Origin of the sequence: Micromonospora sp. NPDC000668 (assembly GCF_042897975.1) — a bacterium.
Classification (GTDB): Bacteria; Actinomycetota; Actinomycetes; order Mycobacteriales; family Micromonosporaceae; genus Micromonospora.
This window is the reverse complement of record NZ_JBIAYP010000004.1, coordinates 767,873-793,082: the sequence shown is the minus strand read 5'-3', so window position 1 is coordinate 793,082 and position 25,210 is coordinate 767,873. Positions and strand designations below refer to the sequence as shown.

The following is a 25,210-nucleotide window of genomic DNA, read 5'->3' as shown; positions in this document are numbered from 1 at the left end:
GGGCCGACGGGGGCTACAGGCGGTCGGCGGCGAGTAGCCGGTCGGCGGTGAAGGCGAGCAGCCACCCGCCGCCCTTCGGCGTGGTGAAGTCCTCGTCGTCGCGGCCGGTCAGCCGTTCCAACGCGCGCGGCAGCACCTTGCCCTGGCTGCACACCGCCACCTGCCCGCCGGCGCCGGCCAAGTCGAGCAGCCGGGCGGCGGTGGCGAGGACCTGTTCGTCGTGCTGCTGGCCCGGCTGTGGCTCGTCCAGGTCACCGCAGATCTCGATCGGCAGGTCGAGCAGCGCGGCGGCCGGGTCCAGGGTCTGCACGCAGCGGCGCGGCGAGGCCGAGAGCAGCCGTGCCGGTCGGACCACGGCCACCAGCCCGGCCAGCGCGTTCGCCTGGGCCCACCCCTCGGCGTCCAGCGGCCGGCCGGTGTCCGGGCCGGTCCAGGTGGTCCGTTTGCCGGCGTGCGCGTGCCGGACCAACGCGATCGTCCCGGTCACCGGTGGCAGTGCGGCGAACGCGGCCAGCACCTCGGCGTCGTGCGGATAGCTGACCAGCCGGATGGCGTCGTCCACGGCGAGCCAGCGCGTGTCGTCCACTTCGGTGCCGGGCTGGAAACCGCCGGTGCCCACCGCGAGCATCGACCAGTAGTCGACCAGCTTCGGCTGGCCCTCGCTGCGGTAGCGCACCGACGGCAGTCGGACCTGCGGCACACCCCGGACGTCGGACTCCTCGGCGACTTCGCGGACCGCCGCGACCAGCGGATGCTCGCCCGGCTCCAACTTGCCCTTCGGCAGCGTCCAGTCCCCGTAGCGCGGGCGGTGCACCAGGCAGACCTGTGCGCCGTCGGCGGACGGCCGCCAGACGACCCCGCCGGCCGCCCGGATGCCGGTCACGGCAGCCAACTGGTCCGCCGCCGCCGGGTGGCCCGGTGCCAGGCCGCCGGGAAACGGCCCCGCATCTGGCGTACGGTCGCGCGTTCCCGCTCGGCCAGCCGCCCGGCGGTGACCGCCATCTCGTGATCCTCCGGCCGCTCGGCGGCGATGGCCAGCCAGGTGTCCGCGGCAACGGCGGCGTCCTGGTGCTCGCCGAGCACGTCCTGCACCCCGGCGAGCGCGCGGGACAGTCGGCGCGCGGCCTTGCTGAGCGCCGGGGCCACCGCGTTGACCGCGTACCGGGCCTGCTTGCCCTCCTTGCGTACGGCGTGCCAGCGGTCGTCGGGCGCCAGCGGGTCGAGCGCGTCGACGCCGTCCGGCCCGGTGAGCCGCTGCCAGGGGCGGGCCACCAGCCCGGGCAGGGCCCGCGTCGCCGGTGCGGCCGCCCGGCTGGTGAGCCGGGGTGCGTTGGCGGCCAGTACCAGGGCGTCCACCAGGGCCAGATAGCGCGCGGAGCGCAGCGCCTCATTGACGGCGGCGAGCGCCTGCCGCTGACGCTCGGCGAGCGCCTCGTCCAGCCGGTCCACCGCCCCCGGGTCGAGCGGGCTGAGCGGATCAGCGGTCGCCGTGCGCCGCAGCCGGTCGCGCAGCACCTCGGCGTCGCGGGCCGCGCCGAGCACCCCGGCCAGCCAGCGAAGCTCGGCACGCAGCGGGCGGGACCACTTCTTGCGGACCAGCGGCGCGAAGGTGCGCAGGTCGCTGCGGAGCCGCCGGCAGGCAACCCGCATCTGATGCACCGCGCTGTCGCCCCCGCGGCCGGGGACGTCCAGCCGGACCAGCGGGTCATGCGCCAGCAGCCGGCGGACCTCCTTGCGGACCGCCTCGGTCACCACGTCACCGGCGCTCGGGTCGGCCCTCAGCCCGGCCGGTGCGACCAGATCCGGCTCGGCCCGCGCCGCCGCGCCCAACGCCCGCACGTGTTTCGGGGTGAACGACCCGACCCGCGCGCCGGCCTTCCGCAGCACCGTGCCGACGTGGTCCAGCAGCTTCCGGTCGCCGGCCTTGCGCTCCACCTCCAACTCCCGGAAGGAGCCGATCGTGGCGCCGGAGTCGTCGAGCACGGTCACGTGGTCGTCCACCACCTCGGCGAGCACCGTGCCGCCCTTGTCGCACACCTCGTGGGCGTGCCGAACGGTCCGTACCACCGTCACCGGCGTCAGCGGCGCGCCCCGGTGCAGGGCGGTGACCAGCTCCACCAACTCCGGCGGCGGCTGCTTGACCGGCCCCGGCCGCGAGATCTCGTGCCGGACGCCGGGCGTCGACGTGGGCAGCTTCACCGTCCAGGGCAGCTCGTCGCCCCGGCGGTGGCGCAACGAGGCCCCGGCGCGGGCCAGCCGCAGGTCGACGGTGTCGAGGTAGCGGGCGACCAGCGTCACCGGCGGCAGCGCCCGGACCCGGCCACCGTCCGGCGACGTGGCGGACAGGTCCGGCAGCACGTAGGCGTCGTCCACCTCGTACTTCTGCTCCTCCTCCACCATCAGCTCACCCTATGTCGCTACCCGGTCAGCCGGCGGTGCCACCGACGCGGCGCAGCAGCAGTTCCTGGAGATGGACGCGGGCCGCATCGTCGCCGGTGCGCCGGGTCCAGCGGCCGTCGCCGGCCAGCTCGAACGCGTCCACGTCGGGGCCCATCGCCAGGGCCAGCACGTGGTCCAGCTCGGCTCGGGCGACCGGGTCGCTCACCTGCACCAGCGCCTCCACCCGCCGATCCAGGTTGCGGTGCATCAGGTCCGCCGAGCCCATCCAGAACTCGGCCTCGCCGTTGTTGCCGAACCGGAAGACCCGGGAGTGCTCCAGGAAACGGCCAAGGATCGAGCGGACCCGGATGTTCTCCGACAGCCCCGGCACCCCCGGGCGCAGCGTGCACATGCCCCGGATGAGCAGGTCGACGTGCACACCAGCCTGGGAGGCCCGGTACAGCGCGTCGGTCACCCCCTCGTCGACCAGCGAGTTGACCTTGAACTGGACCAGGCCCGGCATGCCCAGTCGGACGTGTGAGATCTCCCGCTCGATCCGCTCGATCAGGCCGCTGCGGATGCCCTGCGGCGCGACCAGCAGCCGCCGGTACGCGGTCTGCCGGCTGTAGCCGGTGAGCACGTTGAACAGGTCGGTGAGGTCGGCACCGATCTCCGGGTCGGCGGTGAGCATGCCGAAGTCCTCGTACAGACGGGCGGTCTTCGGGTGGTAGTTGCCGGTGCCGATGTGGCAGTACCGGCGGATCTGGTTGCCCTCCTGCCGGACCACCAGCGCGGTCTTGCAGTGCGTCTTCAGGCCGACCAGGCCGTACACCACGTGGCACCCGGCGCGTTCCAGCGTGCGGGCCCAGCCGATGTTGGCGACCTCGTCGAAGCGGGCCTTCACCTCCACCAGCACCACCACCTGCTTGCCGGCGGCGGCCGCGTCGACCAGCGCGTCGACGATCGGGGAGTCTCCGCTGGTCCGGTAGAGGGTCTGCTTGATGGCCAGCACGTTCGGGTCGGCGGCGGCCTGCTCGATGAAGCGCTGCACGCTGGTGGCGAACGAGTGGTACGGGTGGTGCACCAGGATGTCCCCGTCGCGCAGGGTGGCGAAGACGCTGCGCGGCACCTCGCCCTCGGTGAGCCGGGGGTGGGTGGCCGGCACGAACGGCGGGTCCTTGAGATCGGGTCGGTCGGCCTCGCCGTAGACCTGCCACAGCGCGGAGAGGTCGAGCAGGCCGGGCACTCGCAGCACGTCCTGGTCGTCCATGTCCAACTCCCGGACGAGCAGCTCCAGCATGTGGTCGGAGATCGACGCGGCCACCTCCAGCCGGACCGGCGGGCCGAAGCGGCGCCGGGCCAACTCCCGCTCCAGAGCCTGTAGCAGGTCCTCGTCGCGGTCCTCGTCGACCTCCACCTCGGCGTTGCGGGTGACCCGGAACAGGTGGCACTCGACCACCTGCATGCCGCTGAACAGCTGCCCCAGGTGCACCGAGATCAGGTCCTCCACCGGCAGCATCCGCACACCGGGCTGCTCCCGGTCCACCCGTACGAAGCGGGGGACGTTGTTGGGCACCTTCACCCGGGCGAACAGTTCCGAACCGCCGTCCGGGTCGCGGACCGCGACCGCCAGGTTCAGCGACCGCCCGGAGATGTACGGGAACGGGTGCGCCGGATCCACCGCGAGTGGCGTCAGCACCGGGAAGATCTGCTCCCGGAAGTAGGTGCGCAGCCGCTCCCGTTCAGGGTCGCCCAGCTCACTCCAGCGCAGGATGCGGATGCCCTCGCCGGCCAGCTTGGGCAGCACGTCGTCGCCGAAGCAGGCCGCGTGCCGGGCCACCAGCTCGGCGGTCCGCTCGGAGATCAGATCCAGCTGGGTACGCAGGGGCAGCCGGTCCCCGCCGCGTACCGGCAGGCCGGCGGAGAGCCGCCGCTTCAGACCGGCGATCCGCACCATGTAGAACTCGTCGAGGTTGCTGGCGAAGATGGCCAGGAACTTGGCCCGCTCCAGCAGCGGGGTGCGCTGGTCCTCGGCGAGCGTGAGGACCCGGGCGTTGAAGTCGAGCCAGGAGAGCTCGCGGTTGAGGAACCGGTCCTCCGGCAGCGGCGTGGGCGCCGGCGGCTCGTCGTCCGGCTCGCCGCCGGTCTGCGGTCCGTACGGCCGTACCCCACCGGCCTCCGGCCCGTCCGTCTCGGTCGGCTCGGCGGCGGGGTCGATGACCTCGTCCAGGCCGGAGGAGGCGGCGGCCGGGTCGGTGTCGAGCGCGTCGGCGCGGGCGGCGCCAGCCCTCTCGGCCCTGGACGGGCGGAAGCGGCCGTCGGCGCCGCGCGTGCGGACGCCGTTGAGGGGGTCGGTGGTGGGCGGGCTGGCCGGGTGCTCGCGAGGGGTGCTCACCCGCTCATAATCACCCGATTCTGGTTAACGCAAAATGAACTTGGCTTCGCCAGCTCAGTTCATCGTCGGCAATGTCACCCGGACGACCTCGCCGTCGGGATCGGTGTCGATGCGGACCCGCTGGCCGAGCCGGAGCAGCCGCAGCCCGGAGGCGTCGAAGGCCCGAGCCGGGAAGCGCATCTCGGTGCCGTCGTCGAGCAGCAGGACCCCGCTGCGCGTCGCCGCGTCGTAGCTGGCCACCGTGCCTTGCATGCTGGCACCGTACACCGGGCGGGTCAGCCCGCGGAGTGCGCCGGGGAGCCCGCGTCGGTCAGCGCGGCGGTGTGCGGCCCCAGCCCGAGCTGGGCGGCGGCGGTCAGGTCCGCGGCGGTGTCCACGTCCCGGCGGAGGCTGGGCCAGTCGCCGGTCAGCGGGAGCGCTCCGCTCGCCGCGTGCGCCGCCGCCGACCCCACCCCGAACCGCGGGTCCAGGGGGACACTCGGCGGCGCGGCGAGCAGCACCGTGCCGCCGCCCGGGGCGTCCGGCACGAACCGGCGTACCCCGGCCGGGCCGGTCTGCGCCGCGAGCAGCGCAGCGGCCAGCTCGGCCGGGCGCAGCGCCGGCAGGTCGGCCGTGAGCCCGGCCACCCACCCGGTGGTCGCGCCCGCCGCGCCGTGCCGGAAGGCGGCGTTCAGGCCGGCGTCCGGCTCGTCGGGGAGCACCCGTGCGCCGGCGGCCCGGGCCGCCGCCGCCACCCGGGGGTCGTCGGTCACCACCAGGGCCTCGGCGACCGCCGGGCAGGCCAGCACCGCGCGGAGCGTGTCGGCCGCCAGTGCCAGCGCCAGCTCCTCGTGCGGTACGCCGGGCAGCCCGCCCCGCAGCCGGCTCTTGGCGGCGGCCAGACGCTTCACCGGCACCACCACGGCCCACCTCGGCTGACTCACGCCCGCAATCCTGCCAGCCGGCCGCTGGGACCCTCTCTGGCCGTACCGGGGGCGAGCAGGCATGATTTCCGCTGCGGGTGTCGCGGGCGGGGTTCCGCGGCGGGGTCGGGGCGCGACGAGGAGGCACAGTGGCACGGCGGAGGCTGGGGTTCTGGCAACGGTTCGCCGTGGCGCTGGTCAAGCCGGTGATGATCGTCTGGACCCGGCGTACCTGGCGCGGCCTGGAGCACCTCGGCGGAGACGGCGGCGTGATCATCGTGGCGAACCACATCTCGCACGCCGACCCGCTGGTCTCCGCGCACTTCGTCTACGACTCCGGGCGGTGGCCGCAGTACCTGGGCAAGGCCAGCGTGTTCCGGGTGCCGGTGGTCGGTTGGATCCTGCACAGGTGCCGGCAGATCCCGGTCGAGCGGGGCACCGTCGACGCGGTCCGCTCGCTGGAGACCTCGGTCGCCGCGCTCGACGAGGGCGGCGCCGTGGTGATCTACCCGGAGGGCACCACCACCCGGCAACCCGACCTGTGGCCGATGAAGGCCAAGACCGGCGCCGCCCGGCTGGCGCTGGCCACCGGTGCGCCCGTGGTGCCGTTGGTGATGTGGGGGCCGGAGAAGATCTTCGACCCGCGGACCACCCGGCTCAGCCTGCGCCCACGGATACCAGTGACCGTGGTCGCCGGTGAACCGATCGACCTGAGCCGGTGGGCGGACGCCCCACCGACCCGGGCCACCCTCGAGGAGATGACGGAAGCCATCATGCTGCGGCTGCGGGACATGCTCGCCGAGATCCGCGGCGGTACCCCGCCGCCGTTGTGGGAACGACCGGCCCGGCCGTCCGCCGAGCGCCAGCAGCAGGGTGGTGCCGCGTGAGCGAGCGCAGCGGGCGAACCGTCGGACACGGCCATGTCGCGGTGCTCGGCGCCGGCTCCTGGGGCACCGCGTTCGCCAAGATCCTCGCCGATGCCGGGCGGGACGTCACGGTGTGGGCCCGCCGGGCGCCGGTGGCCGAGAGCATCCGTAGCGAGCGCCGCAACCCTGAGTACCTGCCGGACCTGCTGCTGCCGGCCCGGGTCACGGCCACCACCGACGCCGCCGAGGCGATCACCGGTGCCGAGGTGGTGGTGCTGGCCGTGCCGTCGCAGACCCTGCGCGGCAACCTCGCCGAGTGGGCCGGGTACCTGCACCCGGACGCCACCCTGGTGTCGCTGATGAAGGGCATCGAGCTCGGCACCACCAAGCGGATGAGCGAGGTCATCGTGGAGACCGCCGGGGTGGCCGCGGACCGCGTGGTGGTGGTCTCCGGCCCGAACCTGGCCCCGGAGATCGCCGCCGAGCAGCCGGCCGCCACGGTGGTCGCCGGGACGAACGGCCACCGCACCGCGCTCGTGCAGGCGTCAATCCGGACGCCGTACCTGCGCCCGTACACCAACGACGACGTGATCGGCTGCGAGCTGGGCGGCGCGGTCAAGAACGTGATCGCCCTGTCGTACGGCATCGCCACCGCGATGGGGTTCGGCGACAACACCCGGGCCATGTTGATGACCCGCGGGCTGGCCGAGACGGCCCGCCTGGGCGTGGCGCTCGGCGCCGACCCGATCACCTTCGCGGGCCTGGCGGGCATGGGCGACCTGGTCGCCTCCTGCTCGTCCCCGCTGGCCCGCAACCGCACCTTCGGGGAGCACCTGGGCCGGGGCGAGACGCTGGAGCAGGCCCAGGCCGCCACCCGGCAGACCGCCGAAGGCGTGAAGAGCTGCCTGGCGATCCGTGACCTGGCGCGGGCACACGGGGTCGAGATGCCGATCACCGAGCACGTCGAGCGGATCTGTCACGAGGGGATGGACCCGCGTCTCGCCGTGGAGAACTTGATGAGCCGGACAGCCAAGCCCGAGTCGTACGAGTGAGGATTCGATGAGCGATCTGGGAGACGGCACCCGCTGCGTACGCGCCGGGCTGCCCGAGCCGGCACCGGGGGACCCGTTCCTGCCGGGGCCGGTCTTCGCCGCGCCGTACCACCTCGACCCGTGGGAGGGCCCGGCCGGCTCGCCGAACGGCTACGGCCGCCCCGACAACCCGACCCGGCGGCTGCTGGAGGCGGCCGTGGGCGAGCTGGAGGGCGGTGACTGCCTGGTCTTCTCCACCGGTCAGGCCGCCATTACCGGGATGCTGCTCACCCTGTTGCGCCCGGGGGACACCGTGTTGCTGCCCAGCGACGGATACTTCTCGGTCCGGGCGTTCGCCACCGGCGTGCTGGAGACGATGGGTGTCCGGGTGCTCTTCGTCCCGACCGTCGGGCCGTACCCGTCGCTGGAGGGCGTCCGCCTGGTGCTGGTGGAGACGCCGGCCAACCCGGGCCTGGACGTGGTCGACGTGACCGCCCTGGCCGAGCGCGCGCACGCTGCCGGCGCCCTGCTCGCGGTGGACAACACCACCGCCACCCCGCTCGGCCAGCGCCCGCTGGACCTCGGTGCCGACCTGGTGGTCGCCTCGGGCACCAAGGCGCTCACCGGCCACTCCGACCTGCTGCTGGGCTACCTGGCCAGCCGGTCCGCCGAGCTGATCGAGGCGATGACGGTCTGGCGCTCCACCACCGGGGCGGTCCCGGGTGCGTTCGACGCCTGGCTGGCCCACCGGTCGCTGGCCACCCTCGACCTGCGGCTGGCCCGGCAGAGCGCGAACGCCGCCGCGGTCGCCGACCTGCTCGCCGGTCGGTCGGACGTGACCGGCCTGCGCTGGCCGGGGCGGCCGGACGACCCCGCGTACCCGGTTGCCTCGGCGCAGATGCGCCGGATACCCGGGGTGCTCTCGTTCGACCTGGGCGACGCCGACCGGGTGGGCCGCTTCATCAACGCCGCCCGGCTGGTGGCGGCGGCCACCTCCTTCGGTGGCCTGCACACCACCGCCGACCGGCGGGCGCAGTGGGGCGACGACACCTCCCCCGGCTTTGTCCGGTTCTCCTGCGGGGCGGAGGACACGGCCGACCTGGTGGCCGACATCGCGGCCGCGCTGGACGCCGCCGGGCCGGTCTGAGTTATCGTGTCGGCGGCCCGCCACAGTGGGCCCCGACCGGAGGAGGTGAGTCCGATCCGCCAGCCCAGAGGACCGGCGCTTCCTCCCGTGTGCCCGCCGCGATAGCGGCCGCGGGAGCGCCGGCGAGCGTTTCCCGGAGGTTTCCCATGGCACCACCGTTTTCCACCGACCGACCCGCCCTCGTGCACCGGCTGCGCACCGCCGGCTGCGTCTACGCCGAGGACGAGGCCGACCTGCTACTGGCCGCCGCCGACACCCCGGCGAAGTTGGCCGCCCTGACCGACCGCCGGGTGGCCGGCGAACCGCTGGAGCACCTGCTTGGCTGGGCGGAGTTCTGCGGCCGGCGGATCGCCGTCGCCGCAGGCGTCTTCGTGCCGCGCGGCCGGACCGCCCTGCTGGTCGAGGCGGCGGCCGCGGTGACCGGCCCGGCGCCGGCCGTGGTCGACCTCTGCTGCGGCTCCGGGGCCACCACGGTGGCGCTGGCGCACCGGCTCGCGCCCCGCTGGCTGGCCGCCGCCGACATCGACCCGGCGGCCGTGGCGTGCGCCCGCCGCAACCTCGCCGGGCTGGCCGCCGAGGTGTTCGAGGGTGACCTGTTCGCACCGCTGCCGTCGCACTGGCGGGGTCGGCTGGATCTGGTGGTCGCCAACGCCCCGTACGTGCCCACGGCCGAGGTGGCCCTGATGCCCGCCGAGGCGCGGCTGCACGAGGCCCCGGTGGCGCTCGACGGTGGGCCGGACGGGTTGGCCGTCCTGCGCCGGGTGGCCGCTGGCGCGGTCCGGTGGCTGGCACCCGGTGGACACCTGGCGGTGGAGGTCAGCGCCGGGCAGGCGGATGCGCTCTGCGCGGCGCTCCGTACGGCCGGGCTGGTGCCGGCCGTACGGCACGACGAGGACCTGGACGCCACCGCGGTGACCGCCCGCAGCCCCGGCTGAGCCCGGTTGGGGTGGGCGGGCGTGGCGGGGGAGGGGCCCACGCACTAGCCTCGGCTCACACTCACGACGGCGGGAGGCGGTTTCGGTGGGCAGCGCAGGGGTGCCGGTGGTCGTCGGGTTGGACAACGGCGGCACCAGCAACAACGCCACGGTGCTGACGGTCGACGGCCGCTTCCTGGTGGACGGGCTGTTGGAGATCCCCAGCGAGGTGCGGGACGGGCCGGATGCGGCGATCGAGGCGCTGGCCCGGGCGCTGGACGGGGCCCTGGCGCAGACCGGTGTGCCGCGTGAGCTGGTCCGGGCGGTCGGGCTGGACACCCCCGGCCCGGCCAGCGCCACCGGCGTCATCTCCTCGCGGGGTTCCACCAACTTCTCCCAGCCGGCCTGGCGCGGCTTCGACGTGCGCGGCGCGTTGGAGCGGCGGCTCGGCCTGCCGGTGGTCTACCACAACGACGGCAACGCGGCCGCGCTCTACGCCCACCATGTGTACTTCGGCGCCGAGGCGATGAACCGGTCGTCGGTCTCCGCGATCGTCGGCACCGGCCTCGGCGGCGGGGTGGTCGAGAGCGGTCGGGTGATCGCCGGCGCGGCCGGGATGGCCGGCGAGCTGGGTCACGTGCACATCCCGCTGACCGGGCTGCTCGGCCCGGGGCAGCCGGAGCCCACCTGCGCCTGCGGCTTCGTCGGGGACGTCGAGAGCGTCGCCTCGCTGACCGGCATCGAGCGCAATCTGCTGCCGTACTGGCTGACCCGGTATCCCGACCACCCGCTCACGGCGGAGCCGGTGGCCCGGGCGGCGAAGCTGGTCCGGGGCTACGGCGAGCGGGGGGACGCGCTGGCCCGGGACCTCTTCGCCCAGCAGGCGATGGCGCTGGCCCGGTTGTTCACCGTGGCGGCCAACTTCACCGACCCGCACGCGTACTTCGTCGGCGGCGGGGTGGTGGAGGCGGCGCCGGAGTTCCGCGACTGGTTCCTGGCGACGGTCCGCGAGCACACCGTGCTCCGGGAGGAGCAGGCGGCGGTGGCCACCTTCGCCCTGGTGCCGGAGCGGGACATGGCCGGTGCCCGCGGGGTGGCGATCGCCGCGCTGGAGGCGCTACGTGCCGTGCCGGAGCCCAGGCCGCTGGTGGCCTGAGCCCGGCCCGGCCCACCTCGCCCGGTCAGGGGCGGGGCGGTGCCTGGGCGAAGGCGGCCCAGGCGGCCGGCGGGAACAGCAGGGCCGGCCCGGCCGGGTCCTTGGAGTCGCGGACGGCCACCAGCCGCGGGATCGCGGCCACCTCCACGCAGGCGCCCTCGTCGCCGCTGCGGCTGCTCTTGCGCCATGCCGCCGCGGCCAGCGCCGCTGTGATCGTCGGTGTCATCGGTCCTACCGTCCCTTCAGGAGTGTCAGGAGCTGGTCGCGGCTGTCGGCCGGGCTGAGCGCCACGCTCCGCAGGTGCTCCATGATCTTGGTGCAGGTACGCGTCTCGCCGGCTCGGTCGAGGATCATCTGGCCGGCGACGGTCTCCACCGAGGCGATTATCGGGTCCTCCGGGTCGGCGAATTCCAGGATGTGCAGCGAGCCGCGGGTGCCCCGGTGGTAGCCGGCGGAGAGCGGGATCACCTGGACGGTGATGTTCGGCAGCTCGGCCATCTTGACCAGATGGCGTAGTTGCCCGTCCATCACCGACCGGTCGCCGACCGGTCGCAGCAGCGCGCCCTCGTCGATGATCGCGTCGAGGATGGGCGGCTCGTCACTGGTGAGCCGCTGTTGCCGGTCGAGGCGGACCTTGACCCGCTGCTCCACCAGGTCGTCGCCGAGGGTGTGCGGCCCGCCGCGCATCACGCCCCGGATGTAGTCCGCCGTCTGCAGCAGGCCGGGCACGACCGAGGGCTCGAAGTTGGCGATCGCGGTGGCCTCGGCCTCGAGGGCGATGAAGTCGATGGTGCGTGGATCCAGCAGGTAGGAGTACGACACCCACCAGCCCGGCTTGCGGGCGTCCTTGGCGAGCTGCACCGCCGCGGCCACCTCGTCGGCGCCCACCCCGTACGAGGTGAGCAGGGCGCGCACGGTGGCCGGGCTGATCAGCGTCTGCGCGTTCTCGTACCGGGACAGGGTGCTGCGGGTGCTGTTGATCTCGTCCGCGGCGGTCTCCAGCGTGAGCCCGGCGGCTTCCCGGTGGTGGCGCAGGGCGATGCCGAGCCGGCGGGCACGGGCGGTCTTCGGAGCCATGCATCGATGGTCGCACACATCTGCGGGAACGTCTGCATGAGAGAACGTCGATGAGAGTTGCATTCATTGCTGTACACGTGTCAATCTGTCATCGCGTCCTCACTGCCGGTTGTCGTGGCGACGGTGGTGGTGAGCGACCGGAGGGGATGGGGCACGCGGCGATCGGGTTTCTCCCCGTACTCGATCGCCGCGTGCCGCCGCCATCCCGGCCCGCCGGAAGGAGACGACGTGCGTACCGGTCAGGAGCCCCCCGCCGTGCCCCCGGACGGCCGGCGATGACCCGCTTCCTGGTCGTGCTCACCGACGTGCGTCCCGTCGAGGGCATCGACCGCAACGAGCGGACCGCCCCCGAGCGGCGCCGGCAGGTCGTCGGCGCCAGCAATCGGGAGGCCGCCGACCGGATCGCCGGGGCGTTCATGGCCCTGGGCATGGTCCGGGCCGGCCGGCAGCGGGTCAAGGTGATCGCGGTCGGCCGCCGACACTCCCGCGACTGACCACCCCGACCAGCGCCCCGCGCTCCGTCGAACATCCCGTCACGCACCGTATATCCTCTGTTGACCGAATGCCGTGTCGTACCGTGGCTCGCCGGGTATCGCCTCGCCCCACCGCCACGCACAGTAAGGTCAACCGGGTGAGCGCCACCGGCGAGCACGAGCAGCCGCAGTCGCGTACGAAGAGGTGACCGGAGTGACCACCCCAGGCAGGACCCGCGTGGCGATCGTCTTCGGCGGCCGCAGCCCGGAGCACGGCATCTCCTGCGTCAGCGCGGGCAGCGTGTTCGGCGCGCTCGACCCGGACGAGTACGAGGTGGTGCCGGTGGGCATCACCCGGGCTGGCCAGTGGGTGTTGACCAGCGGTGATCCCGCCCAGCTCGCGATCAACGCCCGCCAACTGCCGGAGATCACCGCCGATTCCGGCGAGGACATCGTGCTGCGCGCCGACCCGACCGGCAACGGGCTGATGGTGCTCGACCCGACCGAGGGCCCCCGGGCGCTGGCCGACGTGGACGTGGTCTTCCCGGTGCTGCACGGCACGTACGGCGAGGACGGCACCATCCAGGGAATGCTGGAGATGGCCGGCATCCCCTACGTCGGGGCGAACGTGTTCGCCTCCGCCGCAGCGATGGACAAGGAGTTCACCAAGAAGCTCTGCGCGGTCGAGGGCATCCCGGTCGGCCCGTATGCGGTGCTGCGCAACGGCATGACGCTCAGCGAGCAGGACAAGGAGCGGCTCGGCCTGCCGGTCTTCGTCAAGCCGTCCCGGGCCGGCTCGTCGTTCGGCATCACCCGGGTCACCGACTGGGCGCAGCTGGACGCGGCCGTCGCCACCGCCCGGCAGTTCGACCCGAAGGTCATCATCGAGGCCGCGATCGTCGGCCGCGAGATCGAGTGCGGCGTGCTGGAGGGCGAGGCCGGCGGCGCGCCCGAGGCGTCCGTGCTGGCCGAGGTGCGGGTCGTCGCCGACCACGACTTCTACGACTTCGAGGCGAAGTACCTTGACGACTCCTGCGAGTACGACATTCCGGCCGGGCTGCCGGAGAAGGTGACCCGCCAGGTGCAGGAGTACGCCGTCCGCGCGTTCACGGCGCTGGACTGCGCCGGCCTGGCCCGCGCCGACTTCTTCGTCACCCCCGAGCTGGACATCTACCTCAACGAGATCAACACGATGCCCGGGTTCACCCCGACGTCGATGTTCCCGCGGATGTGGGCGGCCTCCGGCCTGGAGTACCCGAAGCTGGTCAACCGCCTGATCCGTACCGCCCAGCGACGCGGCGTCGGCCTGCACTGAGCAGCCACCACTCCGCAGCGGCCAGCACGACGACGGGGCCGCTGCGGAGCGGCCAGCACGACGACGGGGCCGGCCCGTGTTTCCGCTCGCGAGCCGGACGCCGGTCGGATCAGGCCCGGCAGCCGGCGGGGATGTCGCCCCCGGAGGGCACTGATGCCACGACCGCGTCGGAGAGCGGCGACACCCACTGCAACGGCTGCTCGTACGAGAGTGGAACGCGCACCGTCACCGGCGTCTCCCGGTCGACCGTGGTGAGCACGGTCGCGTCGCCCTGCACGACCGGGTGCCAGCAGACCGAGTTCACCCGCCAGACCTCGTCGGTGGCCGGGAAGGCCGGCTCGGTGCCGCCGCAGGCGACGGTGAGCGCCGGGTCGCCGTACGCGGCGTTCTGCTCCGGGCCGGCGGTGACCGGGCGCTGGGTCAGGTCGCGGATGCTCTGCGGTAGCTGGGAGAGCAGGGCGCGGCAGACCGTGGCCGGGCGGGCGGCCAGCGCCGGGGCGGCCATCTCGACCGGGGCGGTGGACTGCACCCGGGCTGTGGTCGCGGAGGGGCTGGGCGCGGCGGCCGGATCGGCCGGGGAGAGCTTGGCGAAGGCCAGCACGGCCACCAGCAGCGTGACCGGCAGCGCGATCAACGTGGCTAGCAGGGCGGCGCCGCGAATGGTCCGGTCCCGGCCGGCCGGCGCGTCCGTGGCCGGCTCGGCCGGCTCGCGGATACCGTCAGCCGGCCCAGTCCCGTCGGTCACGTCACGCGTCGCGTCGGACCCGTCGCCGTCGAGTGCGGAGGAGGAGGGCCTGATCTCGTCCACTTACAGCCGCACCACCGAACACGTGAGGGTGCGGGTGATGCCGGGCACCATCTGCACCTTGCTGACGATGAGTTTGCCGAGCTCGTCGACGGTGTTCGCCTCGGTGAGGACGACCACGTCGTACGGCCCGGTGACGGCGTCGACGCGCACCACGCCGGCAAGGTCCGCGATGAGACCGGCCACGTCACGTGCCCGGCCGACCTCGGTCTGGATGAGGATGTACGCCTGTACCACGACTCGACCTCCGTCCGTCGCCGCCCCGGGGCGGCCCGAAGGGTGAAACTACCTTACGGACCAGGTCTGATCCCTATCGGTGGTCAAGGAGAAGCAGTGAGCGAGCGCGGCGGAGCCGGGCAGAACGGGCGGAACGCCGGCAGTGGCGCCAGCGTGGCCGGGATCGGCGAGTTCGGGTTGATCGGGCGGATCACCGCCCGGCTGCCGTCCGGGCCGATGACCCTGCTCGGCCCAGGGGACGACGCGGCGGTGGTGGCCGCCCCGGATGGCCGGGTTGCGGCCTCCACCGACGTGCTGGTCGACGGGCGGCACTTCCGGCGGGACTGGTGCTCGGCGCGGGACGTCGGGCATCGAGCGGCGGCGGCCAACCTGGCCGACATCGCGGCGATGGGCGCCACCCCGACCGCCCTGTTGGTCGCCCTCTGCATGCCCGCGGACCTGGAGACCAGCTGGGCCGAGGAGTTGGCCGACGGGCTGGGCGCCGAGGCGGCCACGGTCGGCGCGAGCGTGGTCGGCGGGGACATGTCGTCCAGCCCCACCCTGACCATCGCGGTCACCGCGTTGGGTGACCTCGGTGGCCGCCCGCCGGTGGTGCGCTCCGGCGCCCGCCCCGGGGACGTGCTGGCCCTGGCCGGCCGCATGGGGTACGCGGCGGCCGGACTGACCGTGCTCACCCGCGGCTTCCGCACCCCCCGGCTGCTGGTCGAGGCGTACCGGCGGCCGGAGGTGCCGTACTCGGCCGGGCCGCAGGCCGCCCGGCTCGGCGCCACCTCCATGATCGACGTGTCGGACGGGTTGCTCGCCGACGTCGGGCACGTGGCGGCGGCCAGCGGGGTGGCGATCGACGTGCGCCGGGACGCGTTCGAGGTACCCCGGCAGATGGCCGACGCCGCGCAGGCGCTCGGCGTCGACCCGTACACCTGGATCCTGGCCGGTGGCGAGGACCACGCGTTGGCCGCGACCTTCCCCCCGGCGGTCGCGTTGCCGCCGGAGTGGCGGCCGATCGGCCTGGTCACGGCCGGTGCCGGGGTCACCGTCGACGGTGCGGCCTACGACGGCCCGCGCGGTTGGGACCACTTCCGGTGAGGCTCCAGGCCCGTCGTACGCTGGATACCGTGAGTGAGATCGAGATCCGGGTGGTGCGGTTCGACGCGCCGGTGGCGCAGCAGTTGATCAGTGCCGCGCTGGCCGACCTCGGTGCCCGCTACGGCGGCACCGGCGACGACACCCCGGTGGACGCGACCGAGTTCGAGCCGCCGGACGGCGCCTTCCTCATCGCCTTTCTGGCCGGCGAACCGGTCGGCTGCGGCGGCTGGCGCAGCCACGGCGCGGACACCGCGGAGCTGAAGCGGATGTACACCGCCCCGGTGGCCCGTGGGCGGGGTGTGGCCCGGACGGTGCTGGCAGCGGTCGAGCGCTCGGCCCGCGAGCAGGGCCGCAAGCGGATGGTCCTGGAGTGCGGGGACAAGCAGCCCGAGGCGATCGCCATGTACACCTCCGCCGGCTACGACCAGATCCCGAACTTCGGCTTCTACAAGGACGCGGAGGGCTGCGTCTCCTTCGGCCGCACCCTCTGACCCGACGGGTGCGGGCGGCGGTGCTCAGCCGGTGGTGATCCGGATCCCTCCGGCTGCCCGGGTGGCCGCACCGGTCGCCTCCGCCGGGTCGGTGCCCCAGGCCAGCACCTGGCCGCTGCGCCGCACCGACGAGGTGACCTCGGCCACCTGGTCGCCCACCGCCACGCTCACGCCGACGTCCAGCACACCGGGCACCCGACGGGCCGCGCGTACCCCGTCCACGGCGGTGACGGTGCCCGGCGGGGCGAGCAGAAACTCCACCGCCGCCGCGCCGGACGGCCGTGCCGGCAGGTCCGGGCGTTCCCCGCGCAGAGTCCGCAGGTACGCCGCCACGAACCCGCACTCGTAGGCGACCGAGATCAGCGCGGTGATCAGGTCACCGGGCAGCCGGGCTGCGCACTCCACCAACGCCGGGCCGTCGGCGGTACGGATCCACTCGCTGTGCAGCACGCCGGTGCGGAAGCCAGCGGCGCCGGCCAGCCGGGCCGCCACGTCGAGCAACTCCCGCCGGGCATCCTCGGGCAGCGCGGACGGCACGGTGTGCCCGGTCTCGACCGGACGCCCACCGGCCAGCACCCGCTTGTCCGTGACGTTGCCGAAGCGCACCTCGCCGTCGGCCACCAGCAGCTCCACGCTGTGTTCGGTGCCGATCAGCACCTGCTCGGCGAGGACTGCGGTCGGCAGGCCACGGCTGGTGGTGTCGGGGGAGGTCTCCGGGTCGGCGCTGGCGGCCCACGCGGCGGCGACCAGGGCCGGATCGGGGACGATCTGCACGCCGAGGCTGCCGGCGCGGCGGGTCGGCTTCAACACGCACCGTCCACCCTGTCGGTGGGCGAACGCGGTCGCCTCGGCGGCGGTGCCGACCAGCGCGAACGCCGGGTTGGTCAGGCCGGCCGCCGCGGCGAGCAACCGCATCCGGTGCTTGTCGGTGAAGATCTCGGCGGCCTTGACGCCGGCACCGGGCAGGCCGAGCGCGTCGGCCAGCCGAGCCGCGGCGAGCACCCCGTACTCCTGGCCGGGCACCACCAGCCGCGCGGCGGTCAGCCCCGGTTCCCGGGCGAGCAGCGCCGCCGGGTCCAGGTCGGTCTGGTACTCCGCAGCCACCACTCGGGAGACGAACGGCAGCGCGGCGCAGTGCCGGTCGAGGTCGCGGCGGCGGATCAGGTCGGGTTCCTCGACCACCACCACGCTGCCGGTGGGCAGCAGTTCGCCGAGCCCGCGCAGCAGGTCCAACGCGGCGCCCACCATGACCATCTCGTCCCGGCCCAGGTCCAGCTGCACCCGTCACCCCTCCGCCCGCGCCGGACCGGACGGCCGGCGCAGCGTGACCCTAACCGGACGGCGGCCCGGGTCGGCAGCCGCGTCGCGTTCTCGTCAGCGACCCCGCGCGGACACGACAGAGCCGGCGGACCACAGGGGTCCGCCGGCTGAGCCGTACGAGAAGGTGGGTGCTACCGCGTCAGGCGCGGGTGACCTTGCCGGCCTTGATGCACGAGGTGCAGACCTGCAACTTCTTGGTGTTGCCGCCACCGGCCGGGGTACGCACCGACTGGATGTTCGGGTTCCAGCGGCGGTTGGTCCGCCGGTGCGAGTGGGACACGTTGTGGCCGAAGCCCGGTCCCTTGCCACAGACGTCGCACACGCTAGCCACGGGATACTCCTGGGATTGAAACGTTCATGAGGTCGCCGGCAGGTGCTGCCCGGGCAACCTGGTCAGGTTACCCGATGACCCGCCGACCCGGCGAACCGGCCCGGTCGGGCGACCGCCCGCGCCCCAGCCCGCAGGTGGTGCTGGGCACTTCCGCCGTCTGGTGGGCCGGTCCGGCGGCAACGGTACCGGAAGCCCTGACCACCGGCGCCAGGATGACCGCCGGTCCGGCGGCGACCGGACACGCCGGACGAGTCCGACGGGTGTCGGCGTGCGCCAGTAGGCTTCTGGCCGTGCTGGACACCCTCGACGCCGCCGCGGTCCGCCGCTGGTGCGCGAGCGGGCTGGCCGCGCTGAAGCGCCACCAGGGTGAGATCGACCAGCTCAACGTCTATCCGGTGCCCGACGGCGACACCGGCACCAACCTGGTGCTCACCCTCACCTCGGCCCAGCAGGCCCTGGCGATGGACCTGGACACCCTCCCAAACAGCGGGCCGACCGCGCACGGGCACGCGTTGCGGCTGATGGCCCAGGGCGCGCTGCTCGGCGCACGCGGCAACTCCGGGGTGATCCTGTCGCAGATCCTGCGCGGCTTCGCCGACGCGGTCGTCGCCGTGCCGGCGGTGCGCGGCCGGGAGTTGGCCACCGCGCTGCGGTCCGCCACCGCCGCGGCGTACACGGCGGTCGCCCGGCCGGTGGAGGGCACCCTGCTCACCGTGGTCGGCGCGGCCGCTGTCGCGGCCGAGCGCACGGACAGCGACGACCTGCCGGCGGTGGCCCGGGCCGCGGCGCGGGCGGCGGCCGAGGCGCTGGCCCGGACCCCGGAGCAGCTGCCGGCCCTGGCCCGCGCCGGTGTGGTCGACGCGGGCGGCCGAGGGCTCTGCGTGCTGCTCGACGCCCTGGTCGAGGTGCTCACCGGGGAGGTCGCCGCCCGGCTCGCGCCGGCGCCGCGCTCCGCCCGGCCGGCGGCCACCGTCGCCCGGGAGACCGGCTCCGACGAGTACGCCTACGAGGTGCAGTTCCTCCTCGACGCCGACGCCGAGGCGGTGGCCGGGATGCGCCAGGCGCTGAACGCACTGGGGGATTCGCTGGTCGTCGTCGGCGACGGGCGTGAGCCGGAAGGCACCTGGAACGTGCACGTGCACGTCAACGACGTGGGCGCGGCGGTCGAGGCGGGCGTCGCCGCCGGTCGCCCGTACCGGATCTCGGTGACCCGCTTCGCCGACCAGTCGGAGCCGTCCCTCGGCCCGGCGACGGACGGCCGAGCCGCCGTGGTGGTGGCCACCGGCGTCGGGATCGCCGGGCTGTTCGCCGCAGAGGGCGCCACCGTCGTGCCGGGCAACCCGTCCACCGGCGAGCTGTTGGACGCGGTGCGCAGCACCGGCGCGGCCCGGGTGGTGGTGCTGCCCAACGACCCGAACACCGAGGCCGTGGCGAGCGCGGCGGCCCGCGAGGCACACCGGTACGGCATCAAGGTGAGCGTGGTGCCGACCCGCTCGCCGGTCCAGGCGCTGGCCGCCCTCGCGGTCCGCGACGGTGCCCGCCGCTTCGAGGACGACGTGATCGCGATGGCCGAGGCGGCCGGCGCCTGCCGCTACGCCGAGGTCTGCCACGCCAGCCGGGACGCGCTGACCGTGGCCGGCCCGTGCCGCCCTGGCGACGTGCTGGCGCTGGTCGAGGGGGAGGTGCACCTGATCGGCACCGACCTGACCGACACCTGCGCGGCCGTCGTCGACCGGATGCTCGGCGGCGGCGGGGAGATGGTCACCCTGCTGGCCGGGGTGGACGCGCCGGCCGGGCTCACCGATGCCGTCCGTGCGCACGTCGCGCGGCGCTGGCCGTTCGTCGAGGTGCAGGCGTACCCCGGCGGCCAGCCGTATTATCCGCTCCTGGTGGGAGTCGAATGAGCGAGCCGGCCACGGTGGACACTCCGTTGAAGAAGCTGGTCGGGGACAAGACGGCCAAGGCGTTGGCCGCCCACCTCGACCTGCACAGCGCGGGTGACCTGGTCTACCACTTCCCGCGCCGCTACGACGAGCGCGGCGAGCACACCGACATCCGCTCGCTGGACGTCGGTGAGCAGGTCACCGTGATGGCCCAGGTGCAGCGCACCGCGGTGCGCCCGATGCGCCAGCGCCGGGGCAACCTGCTGGAGGTGACCGTCGGCGACGGCTCGGGCGGTTTGCTGACGCTGACCTTCTTCGGCAACCAGGCGTGGCGCGAGCGGGAGCTGCGTCCGGGCCGGTGGGGGCTGTTCGCCGGCAAGGTCACCGAGTTCCGGGGCAAGCGTCAGCTCAACGGTCCGGAGTACGTCCTGCTCGGCGAGGGCGGCGAAGGCGAGGCGGCGCTCAGCGACGAGATCGAGGAGTTCGCCGGCGCGCTGATCCCCGTCTACCCGGCCGCGGCGGCGGTGCCGACCTGGGTGATCGCCCGCTGCGTGCGGGTCGTGCTGGACACCTTCACCCCGCCGGAGGATCCGCTGCCGGCCACCGTGCTGGCCAGCCGCAATCTGGTCGGGCTGGGCACCGCGCTGCGGGAGATCCACCGGCCGACCAGCAAGGAGGAGCTCTACCGGGCGCGGCGGCGGCTCAAGTGGGACGAGGCGTTCGCCGTCCAGGTGACCCTGGTGCAGCGCAAGCACCGGGCCGCTGACTGGCCGGCCCGGCCCCGTCCGGCACGCGCCGGTGGGCTGCTGGACGCCTTCGACGCCCGGCTGCCGTACGAGCTGACCGCCGGTCAGCGCGACGTCGGCGTGGAGATCGCCGCGGACCTGGCCGCCCCGCACCCGATGCACCGGTTGTTGCAGGGCGAGGTGGGTTCGGGCAAGACGGTGGTGGCGCTGCGGGCGATGCTCCAGGTGGTCGACGCGGGCGGGCAGGCGGCTCTGCTGGCGCCCACCGAGGTGCTGGCCGGTCAGCACCACCGCGGCATGCTCGACCTGCTCGGGCCGCTCGGGCGGGCCGGCGAGCTGGATTCCGCCGACAACGCCACCCGGGTGGAGCTGGTCACCGGCTCGCTGGGCGCGGCGGCCCGCCGCCGGGCGCTCGGCGAGGTGGCCAGCGGCGCCGCCGGGATCGTGCTCGGCACCCACGCGCTGCTCTACGAGGGGGTGGACTTCGCCGACCTCGGTCTGGTGGTGGTCGACGAGCAGCACCGCTTCGGGGTGGAGCAGCGTGACGCGCTGCGGTCCAAGGCAGACCAACCGCCGCACGTGCTGGTGATGACGGCCACCCCGATCCCGCGCACGGTGGCGATGACCGTCTACGGCGACCTGGAGGTCTCCACCCTCTCCCAGCTGCCCCGGGGTCGCTCGCCGATCGCCTCGCACGTGGTGCCGGCCGCCGAGCGACCGGCCTTTTTGGACCGGGCCTGGCGCCGGCTGCGCGAGGAGGTGGCCGCCGGCCACCAGGCGTACGTGGTGTGCCCGCGCATCGGGGAGGGCCCGGCGTCGGAGGAGGAGCCGCCGCCGGTGGACGACAACGGGCGCCGGCCGCCGCTGGCGGTGACCGAGGTGGCACCGCTGCTGGCCGAGGGGCCGTTGCACGGGCTGCGGATCGGGGTGCTGCACGGCCGCCTGCCGGCCGACGAGAAGGACGCGGTGATGCGCTCCTTCGCCGCCGGTGACCTGGACGTGCTGGTGGCGACCACGGTGGTCGAGGTCGGCGTGGACGTACCGAACGCCACCGTGATGATCGTGCTGGACGCCGACCGGTTCGGTGTCTCGCAGCTGCACCAGTTGCGCGGCCGGGTCGGCCGGGGCGCCGCCGCCGGGCTCTGCCTGCTGGTCAGCGAGGCGGCCGAGGGGTCGTCGGCGCGGGAACGGCTGGACGCGGTCGCGTCCACGAGCGACGGTTTCAAGCTCGCCGAATTGGATCTGGAGCAGCGCCGCGAGGGTGACGTGCTGGGCGCCACCCAGTCGGGGCACCGTTCGCACCTGCGGCTGCTGTCCCTCAGACGCGACGCCGACCTGATCCGCGACGCCCGCGCCGAGGCGATCACCCTGGTCGAGGACGATCCCGAGCTGACCCGGCATCCGGCGCTGGCCGCGTCAGTAACCGCCCTGGTCGACGAGGACCGCGCGGAATACCTGGAAAAGGGCTGACGTCCTGTCCGGCCGTGGCGGTTCGAGCTGCTCCCCATCACCTGATCACGAACGCGCCGCACGCGGGCGAAACGGCCGAGGGCGCGCCGACCAGATGGTCGACGCGCCCTCGGTTTCAGCGCAGTTCAGATCAGGCGGTGAAGCTCACCCGACGCCGCCGAGCGATGACGAAGAGCACCGCGCCCGCGATCAGCAGAGCGATCGCGCCAGCGGCGATGCCGCCCGCCGCCGCGCCGGTGACCGGGAGGCCCGGCTCGTCGCCGCCCCCGCCACCGCCGCCGCAGTCCTGCTCCGGCGTGTAGACCGCTTCCATCTCGAGGTCCAGGTCCGGCAGCGCGACGAGCGCCGACTTGGCCTTGTCGGCCTTGAAGGTCACCTTCTCCGACCCGCCGGCCGCGACCGTCCGGGTCTCGGTCTTGTCGCCGTAGGTGAACGTCGCCTTGACCGGCAGGCCACCCTCGGGGTTGGTCACGGTGAGCGTGAAGTTCTTGCAGTCAGCCTCGGTGGTCACGACCGGCAGCGGGCAGTCCTCGGGGCGCTGCCACGAGTACGTGCCGTTCTCGATCACCTTGCCGTCGACCAGCACCTCGATCTTGCCGGCGTCGGCGGCCGGAACCACGATGCTGTTATCGGCCTTGCCGGCCGCGACGGAGACCTTCTTGGAGAAGCCGTTCTCGCCCTTGACCTCGAACTCGACCGGGTACTTGCTGATCTTGCCGTCGTTGCTCAGCGAGACGGCCACCGAACCGTCGCAGGCGGAGGCGAAGGTCGTGGCGGGGGTGGTGCAGCTCTTGTCGCCGCCGTTGTACCAGCCCTGCGGTCCGCTGGACCGGTTACCCGGGGCGCCCGGCGAACCCAGCTTCTTGTTGTCGTACCGCTTGCCACCCTCGACCAGCGGGTCGATGACCTGCTCCGCATCGCCCCAGATCAGGTCGACCTGGGTGTGGCAGTCCGGGATCTCGACCTTCAGGTCGATCTCGGTCTGGGTGCCGCCGATCCAGTCGCTGTCCGGCGTGCCGTACACGTACTGCGGGGTGGCGAACTGGGGCCGCGGCGCGAAGTACGACACCAGCGTGAACCACTGCTTGCCCTCGCCGCAGAGCGGCAGGTCACCGTCGAGCTTGACGGTGGCGGTCCCCTTCGGACCATCGAACGTGTGGCTGTACTTGGCCTTGCTGGCGTCGATGCACTTCGGTGCCGGCGTGCAGGACTTGTCGGCCGCGATGTTGATGGTCTTGTTGTTGGTCTTGTTCGCGGTGACCTTGTTGTCCACCAACCACTCGGCGTACACCTCGAGGGTGGCGGTGGTGGTGTTGCCGGGCACCCGCTGGACGGCCTTGACGGAGGCAGCCTCGGGGATGACGTAGCCCTGCAGCTTGACCGCGTCGGCCCCCTTGACGGGCACGTTCACCTCGGTCTGCGGGGTGGCGGTCACCTTCTGGATCGTCGCGGCCTTGTTGCGCTCGCTGTTCTCCACCTTCCAGTTGATCACGCGCTCGCCGGTGAGCCGGTCACAGTCGACGGTGGCGGTGATCGTGGTGTGGTGCGCGCTGGCTGGGGCGGCCACCGCGACGGCCCCGGTGAGGCCGATGAGGGCGGCTCCCAGGACGGCCAGCGGTCGCCGGAGCGACAGCTTGGGACGGATCACGGGTACTCCTGGAGTGCTGAAGCGTCAGGGGTGTTGGCGCGGGAGCGCAGTGGACGGACGGTAACTGCACGTCCGGATGTCGGGCGCCCTCCCGAGCCGCGGGCCGACGGGTGGCCGTCGACACCCGGCAGACCCTAGCGAGATCGCCGTGAGTGATACAGCCCTCAGGATTCGTTAAGACGGATGTTATGAATGTGAGATCATTGATATACGAATAGTGATCATGTGCTCGCCCAGGCGATACCTACGGTGTCGGTCGTGGTCTCCGCCGGCTCGCGTAGCGTCGGGGTATGAGCAGGAGGAAACGGTGACCCGGATCGTGGCCGGGACGTTCGGCGGCCGGCGGATCGCCGCGCCTCCCGGCGCCGGCACCCGACCCACCTCCGACCGGGTCCGGGAGGCGCTCTTCAGCGCCGTCGAGGCCGAGGTCGACCTCAACGGCGCCCGCTTCGCGGACCTGTACGCCGGTTCCGGAGCGGTCGGGCTGGAGGCGCTCTCCCGGGGGGCCCGGCACGTCCTGCTGGTCGAGTCCGACGCTCGGGCGGCCCGGGTGATCCGGGAGAACGCGGCGGCCCTGCGGGCCGGCCCGGCCGTCCGCCTGGTGGCCAGCAAGGTGGCGACGGTGCTGGCCGCCGGCCCGGACGGTGGGCCGTACGACGTGGTCTTCGCCGACCCGCCGTACGCCGTGCCGGACGCGGAGATCACCGCGCTGCAGACGACGCTGGTCGACGGCGGCTGGCTGGTGCCCGACGCCCTGGTGGTGGTGGAGCGGTCCAGCCGCACCGGGCCGGTCGACTGGGTGGACGGGATCACTGCCGAGCGCAGTCGCCGTTACGGCGAGACCACCCTTTGGTACGGTCGCCGATCATGAGACGTGCGGTGTGTCCCGGCTCGTTCGATCCGGTCACCAACGGACACCTCGACATCATCGGCCGGGCCAGCCGGCTCTTCGACGAGGTGATCGTCGGCGTGCTGATAAACCAGTCGAAGAGTGGCCTGTTCACCGTCGAGGAGCGGATCGACATGCTCCGCGAGGTGACCGCCTCGTACGGCAACGTGCGGGTCGAGTCGTTCCGGGGGCTGCTGGTCGACTTCTGCCGCGCCCAGCAGGCGAGCGTGCTGATCAAGGGCCTGCGGGCGGTCAGCGACTTCGACTACGAGCTGCAGATGGCCCAGATGAACATCGGGCTGGCCGGGGTCGAGACGTTGTTCATGCCGACCAACCCCCTCTACTCCTTCCTCTCCTCCAGCCTGGTCAAGGACGTGGCCAAGTGGGGCGGCGACATCTCCGCCCACGTCCCCGACCCGGTCCGGGAAGCCCTCCAGTCCCGCCTCGGCCCCCGCCCGTAACCCTCCGCGCCGCCGGTCTGCAGTTGCGGTCGGTGGATCGCGCGCCCCTGCGGCGACCGGGCGGGTCCTGTCGTGGCAGTGCAAGATCGACGGGGCTGAATCGTGGGTGGTCGCGGAATGTCATGATGTCGCGACGCGCCGGGTTGGGGTGGATGGGGCAGGTGTGGGGCGGGCACGACATGATTGGT

Annotated in this window: 25 protein-coding genes; 13 read left to right on the top strand and 12 right to left on the bottom strand. The window is 73.6% G+C overall.

The window, feature by feature from the left end; translation table 11 throughout:
• Window positions 1–13: 13 nt before the first annotated feature.
• Genes ACFY29_RS24430 through cofC form a run of 5 tightly spaced genes read right to left on the bottom strand, consistent with a single transcriptional unit; the run spans window position 14 to window position 5,697 of the window.
• Window positions 14–892 carry an NUDIX domain-containing protein gene (locus ACFY29_RS24430; RefSeq protein WP_386989843.1) on the bottom strand — a complete coding sequence of 293 codons (879 nt, stop codon included), beginning with the start codon at window positions 890–892 and terminating at the stop codon, window positions 14–16.
• Window positions 880–2,400, bottom strand: a complete 1,521-nt coding sequence (locus ACFY29_RS24425; protein ID WP_386989841.1) for a CHAD domain-containing protein — start codon at window positions 2,398–2,400, stop codon at window positions 880–882. Before ACFY29_RS24425 ends, ACFY29_RS24430 begins: the two co-directional genes overlap by 13 nt.
• Before the next feature lie 25 nt (window positions 2,401–2,425).
• Window positions 2,426–4,774 (bottom strand): RNA degradosome polyphosphate kinase, encoded by a 2,349-nt coding sequence (locus ACFY29_RS24420; protein ID WP_386989839.1) that lies wholly within the window; start codon window positions 4,772–4,774, stop codon window positions 2,426–2,428.
• 54 nt (window positions 4,775–4,828) lie between these two features.
• Window positions 4,829–5,026, bottom strand: coding sequence for a cold-shock protein (locus tag ACFY29_RS24415; protein WP_328424445.1), 198 nt, complete (start codon window positions 5,024–5,026; stop codon window positions 4,829–4,831).
• A 23-nt stretch (window positions 5,027–5,049) separates the two neighbouring features.
• Window positions 5,050–5,697 carry a 2-phospho-L-lactate guanylyltransferase gene (gene cofC / locus ACFY29_RS24410; RefSeq protein WP_386989837.1) on the bottom strand — a complete coding sequence of 216 codons (648 nt, stop codon included), beginning with the start codon at window positions 5,695–5,697 and terminating at the stop codon, window positions 5,050–5,052.
• Window positions 5,698–5,825: 128 nt separating this feature from the next.
• On the opposite strand from cofC, the gene ACFY29_RS24405 reads away from it, so the two are divergent.
• From ACFY29_RS24405 to ACFY29_RS24385, 5 genes are all read left to right on the top strand, one after another.
• On the top strand, window positions 5,826–6,563 hold the full coding sequence (locus ACFY29_RS24405; protein WP_328424449.1) for a lysophospholipid acyltransferase family protein: 738 nt from the start codon (window positions 5,826–5,828) through the stop codon (window positions 6,561–6,563).
• A complete protein-coding gene (locus ACFY29_RS24400; RefSeq protein WP_328424451.1) occupies window positions 6,560–7,594 on the top strand; it encodes an NAD(P)H-dependent glycerol-3-phosphate dehydrogenase in 1,035 nt (344 codons plus the stop codon). The genes ACFY29_RS24405 and ACFY29_RS24400 overlap by 4 nt, the downstream gene beginning before the upstream one ends.
• Window positions 7,595–7,601: 7 nt before the next feature.
• A complete protein-coding gene (locus ACFY29_RS24395) occupies window positions 7,602–8,720 on the top strand; it encodes a cystathionine gamma-lyase (RefSeq protein WP_355606053.1) in 1,119 nt (372 codons plus the stop codon).
• A 146-nt stretch (window positions 8,721–8,866) separates the two neighbouring features.
• Window positions 8,867–9,655 (top strand): putative protein N(5)-glutamine methyltransferase, encoded by a 789-nt coding sequence (locus ACFY29_RS24390; RefSeq protein WP_386989834.1) that lies wholly within the window; start codon window positions 8,867–8,869, stop codon window positions 9,653–9,655.
• An 85-nt stretch (window positions 9,656–9,740) separates the two neighbouring features.
• Window positions 9,741–10,790: an ROK family protein gene (locus ACFY29_RS24385; protein ID WP_328424456.1), complete on the top strand. Its 1,050-nt coding sequence runs from the start codon at window positions 9,741–9,743 to the stop codon at window positions 10,788–10,790.
• Window positions 10,791–10,815: 25 nt separating this feature from the next.
• Here ACFY29_RS24385 and ACFY29_RS24380 read toward each other — a convergent pair whose 3' ends face one another.
• Window positions 10,816–11,016, bottom strand: coding sequence for a DUF397 domain-containing protein (locus ACFY29_RS24380; protein WP_328424457.1), 201 nt, complete (start codon window positions 11,014–11,016; stop codon window positions 10,816–10,818).
• Between the two features lie 5 nt (window positions 11,017–11,021).
• A complete protein-coding gene (locus ACFY29_RS24375) occupies window positions 11,022–11,867 on the bottom strand; it encodes a helix-turn-helix transcriptional regulator (protein ID WP_328424459.1) in 846 nt (281 codons plus the stop codon).
• A 275-nt stretch (window positions 11,868–12,142) separates the two neighbouring features.
• Here ACFY29_RS24375 and ACFY29_RS24370 point away from each other — a divergent pair, with 275 nt between their 5' ends.
• Together ACFY29_RS24370 and ACFY29_RS24365 are read left to right on the top strand one after the other, a co-directional pair.
• Window positions 12,143–12,361: a hypothetical protein gene (locus ACFY29_RS24370; protein ID WP_328424461.1), complete on the top strand. Its 219-nt coding sequence runs from the start codon at window positions 12,143–12,145 to the stop codon at window positions 12,359–12,361.
• A 193-nt stretch (window positions 12,362–12,554) separates the two neighbouring features.
• Complete coding sequence (locus ACFY29_RS24365; RefSeq protein ID WP_355606042.1) at window positions 12,555–13,655, top strand: D-alanine--D-alanine ligase family protein; 1,101 nt, start codon at window positions 12,555–12,557, stop codon at window positions 13,653–13,655.
• A gap of 109 nt (window positions 13,656–13,764) precedes the next feature.
• Here ACFY29_RS24365 and ACFY29_RS24360 read toward each other — a convergent pair whose 3' ends face one another.
• Both ACFY29_RS24360 and ACFY29_RS24355 read right to left on the bottom strand, forming a co-directional pair.
• Entirely contained in the window at window positions 13,765–14,463 is a 699-nt protein-coding gene (locus ACFY29_RS24360) for a DUF3515 family protein (RefSeq protein ID WP_386989830.1), read from the bottom strand.
• Window positions 14,464–14,697, bottom strand: a complete 234-nt coding sequence (locus ACFY29_RS24355) for an Lrp/AsnC ligand binding domain-containing protein (RefSeq protein WP_013284547.1) — start codon at window positions 14,695–14,697, stop codon at window positions 14,464–14,466. It lies immediately after the preceding gene.
• Between the two features lie 153 nt (window positions 14,698–14,850).
• On the opposite strand from ACFY29_RS24355, the gene ACFY29_RS24350 reads away from it, so the two are divergent.
• Together ACFY29_RS24350 and ACFY29_RS24345 are read left to right on the top strand one after the other, a co-directional pair.
• Complete coding sequence (locus ACFY29_RS24350; RefSeq protein ID WP_386989943.1) at window positions 14,851–15,783, top strand: thiamine-phosphate kinase; 933 nt, start codon at window positions 14,851–14,853, stop codon at window positions 15,781–15,783.
• Window positions 15,784–15,812: 29 nt separating this feature from the next.
• A complete protein-coding gene (locus ACFY29_RS24345; RefSeq protein ID WP_328424467.1) occupies window positions 15,813–16,274 on the top strand; it encodes a GNAT family N-acetyltransferase in 462 nt (153 codons plus the stop codon).
• A gap of 24 nt (window positions 16,275–16,298) precedes the next feature.
• On the opposite strand, the gene ACFY29_RS24340 is transcribed toward ACFY29_RS24345, so the two are convergent.
• A complete protein-coding gene (locus ACFY29_RS24340) occupies window positions 16,299–17,555 on the bottom strand; it encodes an ATP-grasp domain-containing protein (protein WP_386989828.1) in 1,257 nt (418 codons plus the stop codon).
• Between the two features lie 178 nt (window positions 17,556–17,733).
• Entirely contained in the window at window positions 17,734–17,925 is a 192-nt protein-coding gene (gene rpmB / locus ACFY29_RS24335; RefSeq protein WP_007456456.1) for a 50S ribosomal protein L28, read from the bottom strand.
• A gap of 290 nt (window positions 17,926–18,215) precedes the next feature.
• On the opposite strand from rpmB, the gene ACFY29_RS24330 reads away from it, so the two are divergent.
• Window positions 18,216–19,829, top strand: coding sequence for a DAK2 domain-containing protein (locus tag ACFY29_RS24330; RefSeq protein ID WP_386989826.1), 1,614 nt, complete (start codon window positions 18,216–18,218; stop codon window positions 19,827–19,829).
• Window positions 19,826–22,024: an ATP-dependent DNA helicase RecG gene (recG, locus tag ACFY29_RS24325; RefSeq protein WP_386989824.1), complete on the top strand. Its 2,199-nt coding sequence runs from the start codon at window positions 19,826–19,828 to the stop codon at window positions 22,022–22,024. Before ACFY29_RS24330 ends, recG begins: the two co-directional genes overlap by 4 nt.
• 130 nt (window positions 22,025–22,154) lie before the next feature.
• Here recG and ACFY29_RS24320 read toward each other — a convergent pair whose 3' ends face one another.
• On the bottom strand, window positions 22,155–23,672 hold the full coding sequence (locus ACFY29_RS24320; protein ID WP_386989822.1) for a cell wall anchor protein: 1,518 nt from the start codon (window positions 23,670–23,672) through the stop codon (window positions 22,155–22,157).
• 307 nt (window positions 23,673–23,979) lie between these two features.
• Here ACFY29_RS24320 and rsmD point away from each other — a divergent pair, with 307 nt between their 5' ends.
• Window positions 23,980–24,543, top strand: coding sequence for a 16S rRNA (guanine(966)-N(2))-methyltransferase RsmD (gene rsmD / locus ACFY29_RS24315; RefSeq protein ID WP_386989820.1), 564 nt, complete (start codon window positions 23,980–23,982; stop codon window positions 24,541–24,543).
• Window positions 24,540–25,022 carry a pantetheine-phosphate adenylyltransferase gene (coaD, locus tag ACFY29_RS24310; RefSeq protein ID WP_074317724.1) on the top strand — a complete coding sequence of 161 codons (483 nt, stop codon included), beginning with the start codon at window positions 24,540–24,542 and terminating at the stop codon, window positions 25,020–25,022. The genes rsmD and coaD overlap by 4 nt, the downstream gene beginning before the upstream one ends.
• The last annotated feature ends 188 nt before the right edge of the window (window positions 25,023–25,210 follow it).